Raw genomic sequence first — 18,097 nt, 5'->3', positions numbered from 1 at the left:
CCACGATGCTCGACACCGACCTCGGCACAGCCGCCGTAGCGCAGTGCATTGTCGATCAGATTATCCAATACCCGCACCAATGCCGTCTGAGGCATCGTCACGGCCAGGGGCTGCCCGAACGGGGAGAAGGCAACGAGGTCCGAAGCATCCTGGCGCTCGGCCACATGGGAGCAAACGGCAACGTCGAGGTCGACGATAATCTTCCCGTCCGGCACGACGGTGCTGCGGGCAAAGCCAAGGGCATCCTCGACGAGGCGCTGCATGGCCTCCACATCGGCAATCGCCCGGTCGCGATGCGGCGTATCCGGCATCATCTCCATGCGCAGACGAAAGCGGGTGAGATAGGTTCTGAGATCATGCGAGATCGCCCCGATGATCAGGGTGCGGTTGTTGACCAGGGCAGCGATGCGCAGCTGCATCGCGTTGATGGCCCGGATCAGCATGCGAAGTTCGCAGGCGCCTCTCTCCGGAATATCGACCGGTTGCAGACCATTGCCGATGGAGTTGACAGTGCGGGACAGGCGCGTGAGAGGTCGGGTCTCCCGCGCTACGGCGGCGATCGCGATGACAGCGACCAGCATGCCAAGGACGCCGGCCATGAGGCCGACCGGAACGCCGCGCAACCGCACCGTCGGCGTATCGGGAAGCCTGAAGACGGCGACCTTGCCGCCGGCGACGCCGATCGACACTTCCACGATGCGGTCCGGCGCGCCGACGGAGAACCAGCCCTGTGGTCTTTCGGGAAGCGAGCGCATGTTGAAATAGCGATTGCCCAGAGCGATCGCTGCGAACTCACGCGCCAGCTTGTCGGTCAGGGTGAGATTGGACGCATCATCCTTTTGCCCGGGCAAGGGAGTATCGATCAGGCTAAGTGCCAGACCATTGGCATTCAGCGCACGGACGGCCAGCGGCTGCGTCTCGGGCGGGATGGCATCAAGAAGACGGATCGCCGACTTGACCTGCATTGCCGGCGAGATTTCGGGATCGAGCGACGTATTCGGCTTCAACTGGGCCGCGGCAAATGCCGCGAGCTGGATGACGAACAGCGCCACGGCAACGATCATGATGATGCGGGCGACGAGGCCGAGTTTCAGCATGGCTCAGACATCCTTCACTTCTGTCGTGAGGAGATAGCCGGCATTGCGCACGGTGGTGATGATATGGGCGCCATCGGGCAGGCAATGCCCGAGCTTGGTGCGAAGACGCGAGACCGTCACGTCGATGGTGCGGTCGAAAGGATCGGCGCCGCGGCCGCGCGTCCAGTCGAGCAACTGGTCACGCGATAATATGCGTCGCGGCCGCTCGAGAAAGCAGACGAGCAGATCGAATTCAGCCGTTGTCAGATGCACGATGCGTTTGCCCTCCATCTCGATCACCCGGCCATCGAGGTCGACGGTGAGGCCGGCGAAACTCTTGCGCCGGGCAGGAGCAGCGCCCTCCTCGGGACGCTCGGGCCCCGAGCGGCGAAGGATAGCGCGAATGCGCGCCAGGAGTTCGCGTGGATTGAAGGGTTTGCCGAGATAATCGTCGGCGCCCATCTCGAGGCCGAGGATGCGGTCGATATCTTCTGTTTTCGCCGTCAGCATGAGGATCGGCACCTGGCTGCGGGCGCGGATGCGGCGGCATGCGGACAGGCCATCCTCGCCCGGCAGCATCAGATCGAGAATGATGAGATCGGGAAAGCCCTTGGAGAGAATGCGGTCCATGGCGGCGGCGCTATCAGCAGCCTGCACGGCAAAACCCTCGCGGCTCAGGAACTCCTCGAGGAGCGCCCTAATCTCGCGGTCGTCCTCGACCAGAAGAAGCGATGCGGAAACCATAGCCCCTCCATGCGGGGCGAAAGGCGGTTTTGGCAACAGGGAAACAGTCGGCGTTACAAACTGTAACAAATTTCTGCTGTTTTGAAAAATCCCAGCAAAGGAAGCCGTGCAGTTTCCGGGCAAGGGCAATCCCTCCGGAGCGAACGGCGGCACCCTCTATGCCGCCTACCCGACCCAACCGCCCGCTCCGGTCCGAGGCAGGGCTCGTATCCATGAAATGCGAGCCCTGCCGCTTTCCGACCTTGCCTGCTTTCCAGCAATGCGATTTGCGTCCCGATCATCCTCGTGCGAAAGGATTGTCCTTCGCGGGCAGCAATGCCCGGTCATCGCAGTAAAGATCGTGAGGCAAACGGGTGAGCCAGCGGCATTCACCGCAAAGATCCGGCAAGACGGCGAGAGGCAGACAGGAACCCGACGGCAAGCGCGTGACCTTGCCGCGGGCGCTTTCCAAGCTCGGCTATTGTTCCCGCACCCAGGCGGAAACCCTGATTTCAGCCGGCCGCGTGACCGTGAACGGCAGAACAGTCACCGATCCGAGCACATGGGTCGATCTGGAGCGGTCGCAATTTGCGGTCGACGACATCGCAATATCTGCTGAAGAGAAACTCTACTTCATGCTGAACAAGCCGCGCGGGCTGGTGACGACCCGTGACGATCCCGAGGGCCGACCGACCGTCTATGACTGCCTGAGGGACGTCGATGCACGGCATCTCGCTCCGGTCGGCCGGCTGGACAAGGCGAGCGAGGGGCTACTCCTCTTTACCAACGATACGGTCTTGGCGCAGGCGCTGCTCGATCCGGTCAGCCATGTCGGCAAGGTCTATCACGTCCAGGTCGACCGCATCATGGACCACGAGCAGTTCGAGCGCATGGAGCGCGGAATCATCGACGACGGTGAGCTTCTGACTGCCAGCATGGCCCGCCTGTTGCGCAGCGGGGATCGCAACAGCTGGATCGAAGTCGAGCTCAAGGAGGGCCGCAACCGACAGATCCGCCGGATGCTGGAGGCGCTCGGCATCGAATGCCTGCGGTTGGTGCGCGTCGCTTTCGGCGATATTGCGCTCGGCGATTTGCCGAAAGGTGCGGTCCGGCCCCTGACGGAGGCCGAAATCCTTCGGCTGCGCCGGCGCGCGGACCTGAAAACAAACGGACAGAACGGATCGAAGGCGAAACGCGATGCAGCCTCATGATTTCTGGCAGGAGCTCCACCCGCCCAAAACTTTCTCGACGGCGGGCGAACGCCACGATTTCTATGTGGCGGAGCTCCCGGACGGGCGCCAGTTGCGCCTGCCGATCCGTGTCCTGGCTGATGGCAAGCACGCGCTGGCATCGCTAATCGTCAATCAGGCGGGTTTCGTCGTGCAGGAAGCGCTGGCCGAGGCGCTTGCGGCCAGGATTGCGGTCCACGATATCGATGTCGTCGCCGGATTGCCGACGCTGGGGCTGACGCTGGCGAGCGGGGTTGCACGGGCGCTCGGCCATAGTCGTTACGTGCCGCTCGGGACCTCGCGCAAATTCTGGTACAGGGAAGAACTATCGGTCGCGCTTTCATCCATCACCACGCCAAACCAGGAGAAGCGTCTTTATATCGACCCACGCATGTTGCCGCTGCTCGAAGGAAAGCGCGTGGCGCTGGTCGATGACGTCATATCGAGCGGAGCTTCGATCGTTTCCGGCCTGGCCCTCCTGACCGCATGCGGCATCGAACCCGTGGTGATCGGCGCGGCCATGCTGCAATCCGAGCGCTGGCGGGAGCGTGTCGATGCGGACGGCAGGCAATGGAGCGAGCGGATCGTCGGTGTTTTTTCGACACCGCTCCTCGAACAGACCGAAAATGGCGGCTGGCATAGTCCCGGCTGACCGCCTTTTCCAGCAGGGCAGCCATGCCGGCGGGCTCGAAGAATGCAACATTGCATATGAAAATCGTTCCGATTCCCGCCGCAATGCGCTAAGGGTCCGCTCAAGAAGCATCCGTCGGGCGGATGCATGAGCCTGCTGGTGGACGTGTTGCGAATTCTCTCCGAAGCCTATTTCCCGGAACTGCCCAATTACTATCGCGGCAAGGTACGCGAGAATTACGACCTGCCCGACGGCAGCCGCATCATCATCAGCACCGATCGCTTGAGCGCCTTCGACCGCATCCTCACCTGTATCCCTTACAAGGGCCAGGTACTCACCCAAACGGCGCGCTACTGGTTCGAGCAGACACGCGATATCTGCCCGAACCACGTCATCGACTATCCCGACCCGAATGTCGTCGTCGGCAAGCGGCTGAACATTCTGCCGGTCGAGGTCGTCGTGCGCGGTTATCTTGCAGGCACCACCGGCACCTCGATCCTGACGCTTTATAAGAAGGGTCAGCGCGAGATGTACGGCATCACGCTTCCGGACGGCATGCGTGACAACCAGATCCTGCCGGAGCCAATCATCACGCCGACAAGCAAGGAATTCGACGGCGGCCACGACGAACCATTGACGCCGACCCAGATCATCGAGCAAGGACTTCTGACCGAGGCACAATGGCGGACATTGTCGAACTATGCCCTGGCCCTGTTTGCGCGCGGTCAGGAAATCGCCCGCAAGCGGGGGCTCATCCTCGTCGATACCAAATATGAATTCGGCACCGACGAAAACGGCACGATCATCCTTGCCGATGAAATCCATACGCCAGACAGCAGCCGCTATTGGCTGGCCGACAGCTATCAGGACAGATTCGAAAAGGGCGTCCGCCCGGAAAGCTTCGACAAGGATTTCGTCCGGTCCTGGGTGACGGAACGCTGCGATCCCTACAAGGATGAGATTCCGGAGATCCCGCTGGAGCTCATCGAGCAGACGTCCAAGGTGTATATCCGTGCCTATGAAGCAATCACAGGTACGCCTTTCCTGGCCGACGACCGCAGTGCAACACCGCGCGACCGGGTTCGCGCAAGTCTCGCTCGCTATTTCCCGTAGAGACGATCCGAGCAGTCTTTTAACGAGACCAGCCGGCCGAATAACCTTCCAATGGTTGCATCGGTTAACGATTCGTTAACATCCCGCACCCTTGAGTGGTGGGCGGAAGGGTATGTTTTTTGCAACACTTTAGATTTTTTTTACCGAAACCCTGCTATTTTGCCCGATCCCACATATGTTCGCCGACGAGAAATCGTAAAAGCCACTGTGCTATTGCAAAACTCATTGCTAGATTGACGCCGACCGCTTCGGGTCATTGTTTGTACTGCGTAAGGCTGGAGCGCCGAAACACTTAGGGTCATGTCGACCCCGTAAAACACTGATCATGTAAATTGAATTGTGGGACAATGTGATGGTTTCCATTCGTACTGCCGCCCCCGCCCTGCTGCTTATTCTGGCAGGTTGCGTCAGCGGCCCAGATCATAAGCCACCGGAAATGCCTCTGCCGGCCAAATTCTCGGAGGGCGGTACGAAGGTCAATGGCGATATCGCCGGTTCACAATGGTGGACCGCTTTCGGCGATTCCAAGCTTAACGCTTTTGCCGCTCAGGGACTCGCCCAGAACCTTAACATCCAACAGTCGCTGGAGCGCATCAATCAGGCCGAGGCGGCAGTCGTCACCGCAGGCGCCGGCGGCCTGCCGAGCCTGACGGTTAGCGGCGACCACACAACCAGCGGCCAGAAGGGCTCGCTGCGCACCCAGACCGAAACGCAAAACAGCACAGGCGGTACTGCGTCGGTTTCGTGGCTGCTCGACCTCTGGGGCCAGTACCGCCGCGCAAGGGAAAGCGCCAACGCATCGCTCGATGCGGCCTATTCCAGCGTCGACGTTCAGCGCCTGACCTATCTGCAGGATCTGGCCAACAGCTACGTCAACGCCCGTTACTACCAGGCGCTCGTGGCAATCGCTCAAGAAAACCTGAAGTCCCGCCGCGACACCCTTTCGTTGACGAAGTTCCAGCTCGAAGCCGGTGCGGCATCCCGCCTCGACGTCGTTCAGGCCGAGGGCCTCGTCAATTCGACGCTTTCGACCATTCCCGGTTTCGAGATCAGCTATCGCCAGGCCGTGCACCATATCGCCACGCTGCTGAACGTGCCTTCTGCTACGATCATCGCCCAGATGCAGGGCGGCGGCAAACAACCGGTGTTCCGCGGCAACGTCCGCACCGGCGTTCCCGCCGATCTCATCCGCAATCGCCCCGACATCCGCCAGGCAGAGCGCAATCTTGCCGCGGCCACAGCCGAGATCGGCGTGGCGGAAGCCAAGCTGCTCCCGTCGATCACGCTCAGCGGCGCGATCTCGCCGTCCTATATTCATACTTCGGCAAGAAGCGGCGGCCTGACCAGCTGGTCGTTCGGCCCGTCTCTGAACCTGCCGATCTTCGACGGCGGTGCATTGCGCGCCGGTGTCAAGACTGCGGAATCCTCGAGCCGCGAACAGTACATCGTCTGGCAACAGACCGTGAGGACTGGGATCCAGCAGGTTGAGGACGCACTGTCGGCCGTCACCCGCGATGCCCAAACGGTTGCCGCCCTCCACGCCCAGGTCAAATCCTACCAGGAAGCCCTGCAACTCTCGACCGCAAGCTACAAGGACGGTGCGTCCTCGCTGCTCGACGTTCTCGACGCGCAGCGTAACGTGACAGCCGCTCAGCAGAGCCTGGCACAGGCCGTTCAACAGAGCGCCATCGACTACATCTCGCTGAACGTCGCCATCGGGGCTGGTTATGTGCCGGCAGGCAAGGCGACTGTGGCTGAAGCGCCGGCCAAGATCGTCAAGGTCTCGGCCAAGAAGGCCAACTGAGGACATCGCCCCGTATAACGGGCGTTTCGCTTAAATCTTCAAAACCGCCGCAGTCACTTGCGGCGGTTTTTCGTTGGCGGAAACACAGCCGAAATTGAAAATGGCGCGCCCCGCTTTCGCAAAGCACGCCATCACCATGAAAAACAAAAAGGCCGGAGCAAACCGGCCTTTCGTCATCCGCCCTCACAACAGTGCCAGTACATCCGTGGTCAAAGGGAAAGCGGAACTGCAGCCAGATTGATCGTGAAAGGTTAACGATACGTCAACTTCACTTCCGCGATCGAAGAAGGATAAAAACTGCTCGCTTTGAAGCGCGCCGGTCATCCATCGGCTGCATGACTGTAGCCTATGTCGGAATGCAACACGGCGATTTCAAGGTCGCGGCAATCATTCTTCCAGCCATGTCATGAGAGATACGCACTCCGGCGACAGTAACGCGCCGAACAGTAAGCCGCGCAGGCCTCGAACGCTTTATCCGCAGTCGTTCAAGCTCCATTCATGCAAACACTTTTAAAACACATGCTGAGATTGAAGGTGCGCCGCGAAATCTATCAGATTCCGTGCATGCGCAGGCCTTTATCTTGCCGAAATTGGGAAGTCATACCGAATGGGCGCCGGGGTAGGCGTATCAGATGCCGAACAAGCACCGCGCGACGATTCGCGGCGACGGTGTGCAAAGGGAGAGTATTCATGAGGTTCAAGGTTCTTGCCGCGAGCATGCTGGCCGCACTCGTTGCGTTGCCGGCCATCGCGGAGGCAGCGGAAGGCTTTGCCACCGCAAATGTCAACATGCGGTCGGGCCCGAGCACCGCTTATCCGGCAGTGACCATGATCCCTGTCGGCGTCCCGCTGCGGATCAATGGCTGCCTCAACGAGACGCCCTGGTGCGACGTCTCGTTCTACGGTGGTCGCGGATGGGTCGCCGGCCGCTATATTCAGGCGACCTACCAGTCGCGTCGTATCTATGTCGATCCGCAATATTATCGCCCACTCGGTATTCCGACCGTGGTCTTCAACTTCGATGACTATTGGGGTCGTTATTATCGCGGCCGCGACTTCTACCGCGATCGCGATCGCTGGCGGCGCGGTCCCGGTTGGGTCGATCGTCGCCCGGATCGCAGTCCGGGATGGGACGGTGGATCAAACTGGAATGACGGACAGGATCGCAATTGGGACCGCCGTCCCGATCGCAATCGCGACTGGAACAGCGGATCGGACTGGAATGACGGACAGGATCAGAACTGGGATCGCCGCCCCGACCGTAATCGCGACGGCAATCGAGACTGGGGCCGCCAGCAGCCGGACAACAACCAGGATTTTGGCAGCCGGCCGGATCGCCGGCGCGACAATAACCGCCCCGACAACCAGCCGCGCCCCGAACCGCAGCAGCGACAGCCTCAAGCTCAACCGCAGCCCCAGCCGCAGCCGCAGAATAATCCGCGGCCGAATGCCGGTGCCCCGGGTCCTTATAGCCCTGACCATACGGATCCCTGCCCGGCGTCGGAACCGAATTGCCGCATGTCGGTAAGAGGTTCAAACCGCTAACGGCGTTTTGCGAGACCTAGACAACAAAAGGCCGGCGACCCTAAAAGTCGCCGGCCTTTTTGATGCCATGCATAGCAGCTTGAGAAGCTGCCCCGTCTTTATGGCCCGGTGGCGACAGCACAATAGGAAATCCCGCGGAATTGATCCGCTTTCAGGTAACGTGCCTATTGCCGCACTACCGCCAGGGCGCAGTTTCGAGCGATCGACGACCCGGCAGCGCGGAGGCGCTTCAATGGGTTTTCAGATGCGCTTCCCGCATTGCCGAGATGAACATCTCACGAGCTTCTTCGACGGATTTGCGGCCATCGATCGCTGCCCGGCAAACGCTTCTGGCCGCCACATACAGCGGACCGCGCCGGTCCGGCCAAAGATTGGCCATGCAATTCAATGCCTCGGATGGGCCTGTCACAGTCTGGGAACTACCTTGAACGAAACCGATCTCGATCGGATTGCTCCATTTGATGTGTCGCATGAATACTCCTCCTCACGCGCTACCAACTGCTTGGAACCGCCCTCCAAGACGGTCACATGACAATACTATAACTCTGATCAGATCATTCGAAAATACGCAACATTGCGAAGACCATTCGAAGTTTCGGAGCATTCGACCGGTTTCAATCGGCCGGCCGCTGAGACCCGCGAGACGAATTTCTGCAATAGCTTTTTGGGAAGTGCGGACATCCGCTGGATGCCGTTGCGAGCTGGCGTGCAACCTATTTCTCGCGGGCGATACGCTTTGCCTCGTCGGGCGAGAAGCCGGCCCGGCGGGCGAGCCGCTCCAGTCCGAATATCCGATCGATCTGGTCGACCAACCACAATTCAAAACGCTTCCACATTGGCGCAGCCTCCTCCGCCGCAAACCGTTCGCTCGCAGCAGCCCACGATGAACATCGCGCCCGGCCCGCCAAGACTGTTCAACGAAACAGCGGAGGCCTCTGCGCATTCGAGAGCAATTCCTGCTTTGTCGCGAAGTCGCCAAACAGCTTTTTCAGCCGGACTTCCTCGTCCTTGCAAATCCGGTGGCGCCGGGCAAAATCCTCGACACTCCACACCTCCCGCAGCCTGCTCTCGCCAGCTTTCTCTATCTTGATCAATGAACTCATAGGCTCGCCCTCTCGTTTTTATGGGACGATAATGCCCGGGACGGCGAAAAGTTCCCTGCGTGCCCCCGTTCTGGATGGGCGAAAGCCGCTATCGCGAGGGCCGGAAATGTTCTTAATCCCTCCTTAAATCGCCGCATTTACAGTTCAGGCGGGATTTAATGTGTTCGCGAGGGGTTCGTGAACGAACGGCCGGCAGCGCTCCTGTCCGGAGCATCGGGATCATTCTTCCAAGATGATAGCCGGCAGACGGGCGATCGCGCGTCCTGAAGGGCATGTGCTGCCGTTGTGATCAGTTCGGCAGCAGACATCGGAACACTGAAGCATCGAGGTACGACCGGCCCGCAATGGCAGATAAGAAAAAATCACGCCAGAGGATAGATCCATCCTTTTCCAGCGGCCGGGAACGCATCGATGACGGATTCAGCGCTGGCGAACGCATCGTTGGCGGCAGACGCTCGTCCCGATATGAAGAGCCGGAGTACGACGAAGACGAGGATGAGGATGAGCCGGTGGTCGAAAAGCCCCGCCGCTCGCGCAGCCGCCGCAAGCCCGCCCGACGTCCACCGCGCCGCGGTTTTTTCGGGTTCATCCGCACAACGATCTATTGGGGACTGGTGCTTTGCCTCTGGGCCGGCATCGGGCTTGCTGGCCTTGTCGCCTACTACGGGTCGCGCATGCCGAGCGCCAGCACCTGGGCCATTCCCGAGCGGCCGCCGAACGTAAAGATCGCCGGCCTCGACGGAAGCCTGATTGCCAACCGCGGTACGACCGGCGGCGAAGCCTTGGCGCTCAGCGACATGTCGCCCTACATACCCGAAGCAATCGTCGCCATCGAGGATCGGCGCTTCTATTCCCATTTCGGCTTCGATCCGATCGGTCTAGGCCGCGCCTTCGTGACCAACGTCCTGACGGGACACGCCGTCCAGGGCGGCTCGACGCTGACGCAGCAGCTCGCCAAGAACCTGTTCCTGTCGCCGGATCGCACGCTGGAACGCAAGGTGCAGGAAGTGCTGCTTGCGCTGTGGCTGGAGCATAAATACACCAAGGACCAGATCCTGACGATGTATCTGAACCGCGTCTATTTCGGCTCGAACGCCTATGGCGTCGAGGCGGCCTCGCGGCGTTACTTCAACAAATCGGCCCGTGACGTGAACCTCGGCGAGGCCGCCATGTTGGCCGGCCTTGTCAAGGCGCCGTCGCGGCTGTCGCCCGCCCGTGATCCCGCCGCCGCGGAGGCTCGAGCCCAGCTGGTGCTGCAGGCCATGCAGGATCAGGGCTTCATCAGCGAGGCCGACATCAAGACCGCGATGTCGCAGCCGCCGACACGCTCGAAGAGCTACTGGAGCGGCGCGGAAAACTACGTCGCTGACATGGTCATGGATCAGCTTCCAAAGCTGATCGGCAGCGACATCAAGGATGACCTGATCGTCGACACCACCCTTGACATGTCGCTCGAGGAGAAGGCCGAAAAGGCGCTGAACGACGTGCTCGCCAAGGATGGCAAGAAGCTCAACGCATCCCAGGCCTCGCTTGTGTCCGTCGATGCGACGGGCGCCATCCGCGCGCTGGTCGGCGGTCGCGACTATGCACAAAGCCAGTTCAATCGCGCCGTCACCGCCAAGCGCCAGCCGGGCTCGGCCTTCAAGCCCTTCGTCTATACCGCGGCATTGGAAATGGGGCTAACGCCCAATTCGATCCGCAACGACGCGCCGATCAAGATCGGCAACTGGGCACCGGAGAATTACGAGCAGCGCTACAGCGGCCCCGTGACGCTTGCCACCGCGGTGGCGCAGTCGCTGAACACGGTTGCCGCGCAGCTCGTCGCCGAGGTCGGGGCGGACCAAGTGATCAAGGTGGCCCACAGGCTCGGCATCGAATCCGACCTGCAAGCCAACGCCTCCATCGCGCTCGGCACGTCGGAGGTCTCGCTGCTGGAACTGACCTCCGCTTACGCCGCCTTCATGAACGGCGGCTTCAAGGCGACACCCTACGTCGTGACCAAGGTCACGACCGCAGGCGGCAAGGTTCTCTACCAGGCCAATGTCGCCAATCCGCCACGCGTGATGAACCCGGATATCGTCGCCAACATGAACGCCATGATGGCCGGCGTCATCGCATCCGGAACCGGCAAGTCGGCCCGCATTCCCGGCTGGCAGGCCGCCGGCAAGTCCGGAACGACGCAATCCTTCCGCGATGCGCTGTTCATCGGATTTACCAGCCATCTGACCACCGGCGTCTGGTTCGGCAACGACGACGGCAAGTCGATGCGCAAGGTCACGGGCGGCGGGTTGCCGGCCAGGGCATGGAAGGATTTCATGATCGCCGCGCACAAGGGCTTGACGCCGGCACCGATCTTCGGTGGCGGCCAGATCATCGACAACGGCTTGCCCGTGGCGCAATCGGCGCCGAATGCCGACCAGCCCACGACGATCGGCAATATCATTTCCGGCACGTCCGGCGGCGGGCAGGCGATTCAGCAGCCGACGCTGCAACAGCGGCCGTCGCAGCAGCCGATCCAGCCGCAGATCGTCAACCAGACCGTTGCCAACGACGACCCGCAGGATCTGCCGCCGGCCAATCTGACCGACGACACCAACCCTTACAGCTCGAACACCTACGACACCGGCGACATCCCCCCCGCCGATGTGGGCGATACCAGCCCACACACGGCGACGGTGCGACCGCATCGTTCCTCGCTTCTCGACGTCATTCTGGGCCAATAAAAACGCAATTTTCAGCCTTGCCGCTTGCATGGCCGCGGCAAGGCTGATCTGATATAGGATTGCATGAAATCCACAGGCCCGCGGACGGCCCCGGCATGTGGAATTTGGGCGACAAACCATTCGTTTTGCTGGATTCCAGGTCATTTCCTGCCTTGCAGTCAGTAAAACCGCTACTTATATACGCCGCATCACCGCAGTCATGGCTGCGCAATCCTCAAGACCATCCCGTAAGGGGCTGTCAATGGAATGCCTGGCAGGGGTTCCGATAGCTTGCTTCAAGGAGAGAATGACATGGCAAAAGTAATTGGTATCGACCTTGGAACGACAAATTCCTGCGTCGCCGTCATGGACGGTAAAGACGCCAAAGTGATCGAAAATGCCGAAGGCGCCCGCACCACCCCGTCGATGGTCGCCTTCTCCGATGATGGCGAACGCCTCGTCGGCCAGCCGGCCAAGCGCCAGGCTGTGACAAACCCCACGAACACCCTCTTCGCGGTGAAGCGCCTGATCGGCCGCCGCTACGAAGATCCGACCGTCGAGAAGGACAAGCACCTTGTTCCGTTCACGATCGTCAAGGGCGACAATGGCGACGCTTGGGTCGAAGCCAACGGCAAGGGCTATTCGCCTGCACAGATTTCCGCAATGATCCTTCAGAAGATGAAGGAAACCGCGGAATCCTATCTCGGCGAGAAGGTCGAAAAGGCCGTCATCACCGTTCCCGCATACTTCAACGACGCGCAGCGTCAGGCAACCAAGGATGCCGGCAAGATTGCCGGTCTTGAAGTCCTGCGCATCATCAACGAGCCGACCGCTGCAGCACTCGCCTACGGTCTCGACAAGAAGGACGGCAAGACCATCGCCGTTTACGACCTTGGCGGCGGCACCTTCGATATCTCCATCCTGGAAATCGGCGACGGCGTCTTCGAAGTGAAGTCGACCAACGGCGACACCTTCCTCGGCGGTGAAGACTTCGACATGCGGCTCGTCGAATATCTCGTTGCCGAGTTCAAGAAGGACAACGGCATCGACCTCAAGGGCGACAAGCTCGCGCTGCAGCGCCTCAAGGAAGCTGCCGAAAAGGCGAAGATCGAACTGTCCTCCGCGCAGCAGACCGAAATCAACCTGCCCTTCATCACGGCTGACGCCACCGGCCCGAAGCACCTGACGCTGAAGCTGACGCGCGCCAAGCTGGAAAGCCTGGTCGACGACCTCGTGCAGCGCACTATCGCGCCTTGCAAGGCCGCCCTCAAGGATGCCGGCGTTACCGCTGCCGAAATCGACGAAGTCGTTCTCGTCGGCGGCATGAGCCGCATGCCGAAGGTACAGGAAGTCGTCAAGCAGCTGTTCGGCAAGGAACCGCACAAGGGCGTCAACCCGGATGAAGTCGTCGCTCTCGGCGCCGCCATCCAGGCCGGCGTTCTGCAGGGCGACGTCAAGGACGTTCTGCTGCTCGACGTGACCCCGCTGTCGCTCGGCATCGAAACGCTGGGTGGCGTCTTCACCCGTCTGATCGAACGCAACACGACGATCCCGACGAAGAAGTCGCAGACCTTCTCGACCGCTGACGACAATCAATCGGCCGTGACCATCCGCGTCTCGCAGGGCGAGCGCGAAATGGCTGCCGACAACAAGCTGCTCGGCCAGTTCGACCTCGTCGGCCTGCCGCCCGCTCCGCGCGGCGTGCCGCAGATCGAAGTCACCTTCGACATCGACGCCAACGGCATCGTCCAGGTTTCGGCCAAGGACAAGGGCACCGGCAAGGAACAGCAGATCCGCATCCAGGCTTCCGGCGGTCTTTCCGACGCCGACATCGAGAAGATGGTCAAGGATGCCGAAGCCCACGCTGCCGAAGACAAGAAGCGTCGCGAAGGCGTCGAAGCCAAGAACCAGGCCGAAAGCCTGATCCACTCCAGCGAAAAGTCGCTGAAGGATTATGGCGACAAGGTCAGCGAAGCCGATCGCAATGCGATCTCCGACGCAATCGCAGCGCTGAAGGCGGCGACCGAAGCTTCCGAGCCGGACGCCGAAGATATCAAGGCCAAGACCCAGACGCTCATGGAAGTTTCCATGAAACTCGGCCAGGCGATCTATGAGGCCCAGCAGGCGGAAGCCCCTTCGGCTGATGCCTCGGCAGCCGGCAAGGACGACGTTGTCGATGCCGACTACGAGGAAATCAAGGACGAAGACGACCGCAAGCGGTCAGCATAAGCGCGAACCGAAAGGTTCTCGAGGAGCTACTGCGCCGCGCGTCCTTTTGGACGCGCAAAGGGCGCAGCGGAATTTAAAGTGGCGCATAAGCCTTTCCTTAAACCCTATCAATTTAAGGGGTTGTGCGCATGATCCGGCTGCCTTCGGGCAGCCGGAAATCCATTTCCGGGGTCTAATCCTTAATGGCAAAAGCGGATTTTTACGAGACATTGGGCGTCTCAAAGACGGCGGACGAGAAAGAGCTGAAGAGCGCCTTTCGCAAGCTGGCGATGCAATTTCATCCGGACAAGAACCCGGACGACAGCAGCGCCGAGCGGAAGTTCAAGGAAATCAACGAAGCCTACGAAACGCTCAAGGATCCGCAGAAGCGCGCGGCCTATGATCGCTATGGCCACGCGGCTTTCGAGCACGGCGGTATGGGCGGCGGAGGCGGTTTTGGTGCCGGCTTTGGCGGCGGTGGTTTCTCCGATATTTTCGAGGATATTTTCGGCGAGATGATGGGTGGCGGCCGCGCACGCGGACGTTCCTCCGGCGGTCGCGAGCGCGGCGCCGATCTTCGCTACAATATGGAAATCTCGCTCGAGGAAGCCTTCGTCGGCAAGACGGCGCAGATCCGCGTGCCGACCTCGCTCACCTGCGACGTCTGTTCCGGCTCCGGTGCCAAGCCCGGCACGCAGCCGAAGACCTGCGGCACCTGCCAGGGCTCCGGCCGGGTGCGCGCCGCACAGGGCTTCTTCTCCGTCGAACGCACCTGCCCGACCTGCCATGGCCGCGGCCAGATCATTCCCGATCCCTGCACCAAGTGTCATGGCCAGGGCCGCGTGACCGAAGAGCGTTCGCTCTCCGTCAACATTCCGGCCGGCATCGAGGACGGCACGCGTATCCGCCTGCAGGGCGAAGGCGAAGCGGGTCTTCGTGGCGGGCCTGCGGGCGACCTCTACATCTTCCTTTCCGTCAAGCCGCATGAGTTCTTCCAGCGCGACGGCGCCGACCTTTATTGCGCGGTGCCCATCTCGATGACGACGGCCGCGCTTGGCGGCACCTTCGATGTGGCGACGCTCGATGGCACGAAATCGCGCGTCACCGTTCCCGAGGGGACGCAGGTCGGCAAGCAGTTTCGCTTGAAGGCCAAGGGCATGCCGGTGCTGCGCTCGAGCCAGGTCGGCGATCTCTATATCCAGATCCAGATCGAGACGCCGCAGAAACTGACCAAGCGCCAGCGCGAACTCCTGCAGGAATTCGAGCAGATCTCGTCGAAGGACAACAATCCCGAATCGACGGGCTTCTTTGCCCGCATGAAGGATTTCTTCGATACCTTCAGCGATTGAACGGCGAATCAAATTGCTTTCCATAAAACCGGCCGGTGATTCGGCCGGTTTTTTCGTTTGCGGCCGAATCACCAGCCCTCGTGGCTCGAGACAGCCCTACGGGCCTCCTCACCGTGAGGCTGATGTGCACGGCAAAATCCTTGCGCTCGGGCGATGTTCGGCATACCCCTCGGCCACCGACTAAGAATCCGAAAGACCAATGCCGCACAAGGTTTTCATCTCGCGCCTGAAGCTTACCGACTTCCGCAATTATGCGGCGGCCGCACTTGCGCTTGACGAGCGGCATGTGGTGCTGACCGGTGACAACGGCGCCGGCAAGACCAATCTCATGGAGGCGGTTTCTCTTCTCTCGCCAGGGCGCGGCCTGCGGCGTGCAGCCTATGCGGATATCACTCGCGTCCGTGCGCCGGGTGGATTTTCGATCTTTGTCGAACTCGAAGGCATCGAGGGCTCAGTCGAGATCGGCACCGGCATCGACGCGACAGACGAGGCGGCGACCCGCAAATTGCGAATCAACGGCACGGCGGCCAAGACCGTGGACGAGTTGACCGATCATCTGCGCGTTCTCTGGTTGACGCCGGCCATGGACGGCCTCTTCACTGGCGGCTCTTCCGAACGCCGCCGCTTCCTCGACCGGCTGGTGCTGTCGCTCGATCCCGCCCATGGCCGTCGTGCCAGCGATTTCGAGCGCGCGATGCGCAGCCGCAACAAGCTGCTGTCCGAGGGCCGGTTCGATCCCTCCTGGCTTGCCGGCATCGAGGAGCAGATGGCGAGCCTCGGCATCGCCATGGCGATCGCGCGGCAGGAGATGCTCGGCCTTCTTTCGCGGCTGATTGCCGAAACGCGCGAGGCAACGCCATTTCCCTCGGCGGCTCTTGAACTTTCCGGCTTCCTCGACGGGCAATTCGACCGGCCGGCCGTCGATCTCGAGGATCATTACGCCGCCCTGCTGCGCGAGGGACGCTACCGCGATGCGGCGGCCGGGCGAACGCTGGATGGGCCGCACCGAGCCGACCTGCTGGTGCGCCATCGCGAAAAAGACATGGAGGCGGAACGCTGCTCGACCGGCGAGCAGAAGGCCCTGCTTGTCGGCCTGATCCTCGCCCATGCGCGCCTCGTCGGCAATCTGACCGGGCACGCGCCGATCCTGCTGCTTGACGAGATTGCCGCGCATCTCGACGAGGGCCGGCGCGCCGCACTGTTCGATCTCATTGATGGGCTCGGCGGACAGGCGTTCATGACCGGCACGGACAAGGCGATGTTTTCAGCGCTCGGCGAACGCGCGCAGTTCTTTACCGTAGCGCATGGCGGCATTACAAAATCCTAGCACCTTAAAACCGCCGATCATGATAGAATTGCCGCCATGGATCCTTTAACCTCAGACGAAATCGCCCGTTATCAGCGCCATATCCTGCTGCCCGAAATCGGTGGCGCCGGCCAGCAGAAATTGAAGGCCGCGCGTGTCCTGGTGATCGGCGCGGGCGGGCTCGGTGCGCCTGTATTGCAATATCTTGCGGCCGCCGGCGTCGGTACGCTCGGCATTACCGACGACGACCGCGTCTCGCTGTCCAACCTGCAGCGGCAGGTGATTCATGACACCGGCACCATCGGCGAATTGAAGACGCAAAGTGCGGCTGACGCCATCGCAAGGCTCAACCCGCATGTGCGGACCGTCCGTTTCGAGGAGCGTTTCTCCGCCGACACGGCTGCGCGGCATCTCGCCGGTTTCGATCTCGTCATCGACGGCTCCGACAATTTCGACACGCGCTATGCCGCAGCCGACGCGACTGAAGCCGCCCACCTGCCGCTCGTGACCGGCGCAGTCGGGCGATTCGACGGGTCCGTGACGACGTTGAAGCCCTATGAGAACGGCACCGACGGCGCGCCCAATCCGCGCTATCGCGATCTCTTCCCGGCACCGCCGCCGGAAGGCCTAATTCCAAGCTGCGCCGAGGCCGGCATCATCGGTGCACTGACCGGCGTCATCGGCACGCTGATGGCGATGGAGGCGATCAAGCTCATGACCGGCATCGGCGAACCGCTGATCGGCCGACTGCTGCTCTACGACGCGCTCACGGCGCGCTTCGAGACCATTCGTTATCGCCGCAAGCGCAGCAAGGTGGCAGCGGAATGAGCGATATTACGATTCAACGGCTGAATGGCAGCTTCGACCGCTGGGACGCATTGCTCGACCTCATCCTTGCCTCTTTCGCTTATATGAACGGACGGATCGACCCACCCTCATCTGCGCTTGCGCTGACGCCGCAGTCCCTCAGGGAAAAAGCTCGCAACGAGATCGGCTATGTCGCGCTTGATGGAGATAAGATAGCCGGCTGTGTATTTTGTCGCGCCGAGCCGGATAGCCTCTATATCGGCAAGTTGGCCGTGTTGCCGACCGCGCAACGCAAGGGGATCTGCAGGCGTCTGCTGACATATGCGGAGGCTGACGCGCGCGAGCGAGGTCTCGCCGTCCTGCGGCTGGAAACGCGCATCGAACTTACCGAAAACCATGCAACCTTCGCCGCGTTGGGCTTCGCCAAAACCGCCGAGAATCGCCATCCGGGCTTCGATCGCACGACGTCGATCGAGATGCAGAAATTCCTACCGTAGCGAT

Annotated in this window: 17 protein-coding genes (1 of these 17 running past the window's edge); 11 read left to right on the top strand and 6 right to left on the bottom strand. The window is 61.3% G+C overall.

Going from position 1 to position 18,097, the window contains the following annotated elements; all coding sequences use genetic code 11:
- Together AB8B29_RS17750 and AB8B29_RS17745 are read right to left on the bottom strand one after the other, a co-directional pair.
- On the bottom strand, window positions 1–1,097 hold the 5' portion of the coding sequence (locus AB8B29_RS17750) for an ATP-binding protein (RefSeq protein WP_037199222.1). It extends 256 nt beyond the left edge of the window; 1,097 of the gene's 1,353 nt are visible here — the first part of the coding sequence; the start codon lies at window positions 1,095–1,097; its stop codon lies off the left edge, out of view.
- 3 nt (window positions 1,098–1,100) lie between these two features.
- Window positions 1,101–1,820 (bottom strand): response regulator, encoded by a 720-nt coding sequence (locus tag AB8B29_RS17745; RefSeq protein WP_439006622.1) that lies wholly within the window; start codon window positions 1,818–1,820, stop codon window positions 1,101–1,103.
- A 353-nt stretch (window positions 1,821–2,173) separates the two neighbouring features.
- Between AB8B29_RS17745 and AB8B29_RS17740 the strand changes: the two genes are divergently transcribed.
- The 4 genes from AB8B29_RS17740 to AB8B29_RS17725 all read left to right on the top strand — a co-directional run bounded on the left by AB8B29_RS17740 (window position 2,174) and on the right by AB8B29_RS17725 (window position 6,576).
- A complete protein-coding gene (locus AB8B29_RS17740) occupies window positions 2,174–3,010 on the top strand; it encodes a pseudouridine synthase (RefSeq protein ID WP_037199226.1) in 837 nt (278 codons plus the stop codon).
- Window positions 2,997–3,680: a phosphoribosyltransferase gene (locus AB8B29_RS17735; protein WP_037199227.1), complete on the top strand. Its 684-nt coding sequence runs from the start codon at window positions 2,997–2,999 to the stop codon at window positions 3,678–3,680. Before AB8B29_RS17740 ends, AB8B29_RS17735 begins: the two co-directional genes overlap by 14 nt.
- Before the next feature lie 147 nt (window positions 3,681–3,827).
- Window positions 3,828–4,772, top strand: coding sequence for a phosphoribosylaminoimidazolesuccinocarboxamide synthase (locus AB8B29_RS17730; protein ID WP_037199343.1), 945 nt, complete (start codon window positions 3,828–3,830; stop codon window positions 4,770–4,772).
- A gap of 352 nt (window positions 4,773–5,124) precedes the next feature.
- Entirely contained in the window at window positions 5,125–6,576 is a 1,452-nt protein-coding gene (locus AB8B29_RS17725; RefSeq protein ID WP_037199229.1) for an efflux transporter outer membrane subunit, read from the top strand.
- Window positions 6,577–6,606: 30 nt separating this feature from the next.
- Here AB8B29_RS17725 and AB8B29_RS17720 read toward each other — a convergent pair whose 3' ends face one another.
- Window positions 6,607–6,753 carry a hypothetical protein gene (locus AB8B29_RS17720; protein ID WP_156143674.1) on the bottom strand — a complete coding sequence of 49 codons (147 nt, stop codon included), beginning with the start codon at window positions 6,751–6,753 and terminating at the stop codon, window positions 6,607–6,609.
- A 513-nt stretch (window positions 6,754–7,266) separates the two neighbouring features.
- On the opposite strand from AB8B29_RS17720, the gene AB8B29_RS17715 reads away from it, so the two are divergent.
- Window positions 7,267–8,121 (top strand): SH3 domain-containing protein, encoded by an 855-nt coding sequence (locus tag AB8B29_RS17715; RefSeq protein WP_037199231.1) that lies wholly within the window; start codon window positions 7,267–7,269, stop codon window positions 8,119–8,121.
- 229 nt (window positions 8,122–8,350) lie between these two features.
- On the opposite strand, the gene AB8B29_RS17710 is transcribed toward AB8B29_RS17715, so the two are convergent.
- The 3 genes from AB8B29_RS17710 to AB8B29_RS17700 all read right to left on the bottom strand — a co-directional run bounded on the left by AB8B29_RS17710 (window position 8,351) and on the right by AB8B29_RS17700 (window position 9,224).
- Window positions 8,351–8,593 (bottom strand): DUF982 domain-containing protein, encoded by a 243-nt coding sequence (locus tag AB8B29_RS17710; RefSeq protein ID WP_037199233.1) that lies wholly within the window; start codon window positions 8,591–8,593, stop codon window positions 8,351–8,353.
- Between the two features lie 241 nt (window positions 8,594–8,834).
- Window positions 8,835–8,957, bottom strand: a complete 123-nt coding sequence (locus AB8B29_RS17705; RefSeq protein WP_280518115.1) for a hypothetical protein — start codon at window positions 8,955–8,957, stop codon at window positions 8,835–8,837.
- A 78-nt stretch (window positions 8,958–9,035) separates the two neighbouring features.
- Window positions 9,036–9,224 (bottom strand): hypothetical protein, encoded by a 189-nt coding sequence (locus AB8B29_RS17700; protein ID WP_037199234.1) that lies wholly within the window; start codon window positions 9,222–9,224, stop codon window positions 9,036–9,038.
- Window positions 9,225–9,568: 344 nt separating this feature from the next.
- Here AB8B29_RS17700 and AB8B29_RS17695 point away from each other — a divergent pair, with 344 nt between their 5' ends.
- The 6 genes from AB8B29_RS17695 (at window position 9,569) to AB8B29_RS17670 (ending at window position 18,093) form a co-directional block, all read left to right on the top strand.
- Entirely contained in the window at window positions 9,569–11,947 is a 2,379-nt protein-coding gene (locus AB8B29_RS17695) for a transglycosylase domain-containing protein (RefSeq protein WP_037199237.1), read from the top strand.
- Window positions 11,948–12,238: 291 nt separating this feature from the next.
- Entirely contained in the window at window positions 12,239–14,155 is a 1,917-nt protein-coding gene (gene dnaK / locus AB8B29_RS17690; protein WP_037199239.1) for a molecular chaperone DnaK, read from the top strand.
- Between the two features lie 182 nt (window positions 14,156–14,337).
- Window positions 14,338–15,483, top strand: coding sequence for a molecular chaperone DnaJ (dnaJ, locus tag AB8B29_RS17685; RefSeq protein ID WP_037199240.1), 1,146 nt, complete (start codon window positions 14,338–14,340; stop codon window positions 15,481–15,483).
- A 199-nt stretch (window positions 15,484–15,682) separates the two neighbouring features.
- Window positions 15,683–16,810, top strand: a complete 1,128-nt coding sequence (gene recF / locus AB8B29_RS17680) for a DNA replication/repair protein RecF (protein WP_037199241.1) — start codon at window positions 15,683–15,685, stop codon at window positions 16,808–16,810.
- 36 nt (window positions 16,811–16,846) lie between these two features.
- Window positions 16,847–17,617: a molybdopterin-synthase adenylyltransferase MoeB gene (locus AB8B29_RS17675; RefSeq protein ID WP_037199243.1), complete on the top strand. Its 771-nt coding sequence runs from the start codon at window positions 16,847–16,849 to the stop codon at window positions 17,615–17,617.
- A gap of 5 nt (window positions 17,618–17,622) precedes the next feature.
- Complete coding sequence (locus AB8B29_RS17670) at window positions 17,623–18,093, top strand: GNAT family N-acetyltransferase (RefSeq protein ID WP_174156924.1); 471 nt, start codon at window positions 17,623–17,625, stop codon at window positions 18,091–18,093.
- The last annotated feature ends 4 nt before the right edge of the window (window positions 18,094–18,097 follow it).

Source organism: Rhizobium sp. 11_C7_N12_5 (assembly GCF_051811145.1).
Classification (GTDB): domain Bacteria; phylum Pseudomonadota; class Alphaproteobacteria; order Rhizobiales; family Rhizobiaceae; genus Rhizobium; species Rhizobium lusitanum.
The sequence above is the reverse complement of the archived record's forward strand: the minus strand, read 5'-3'. Positions and strand labels throughout refer to the sequence as shown.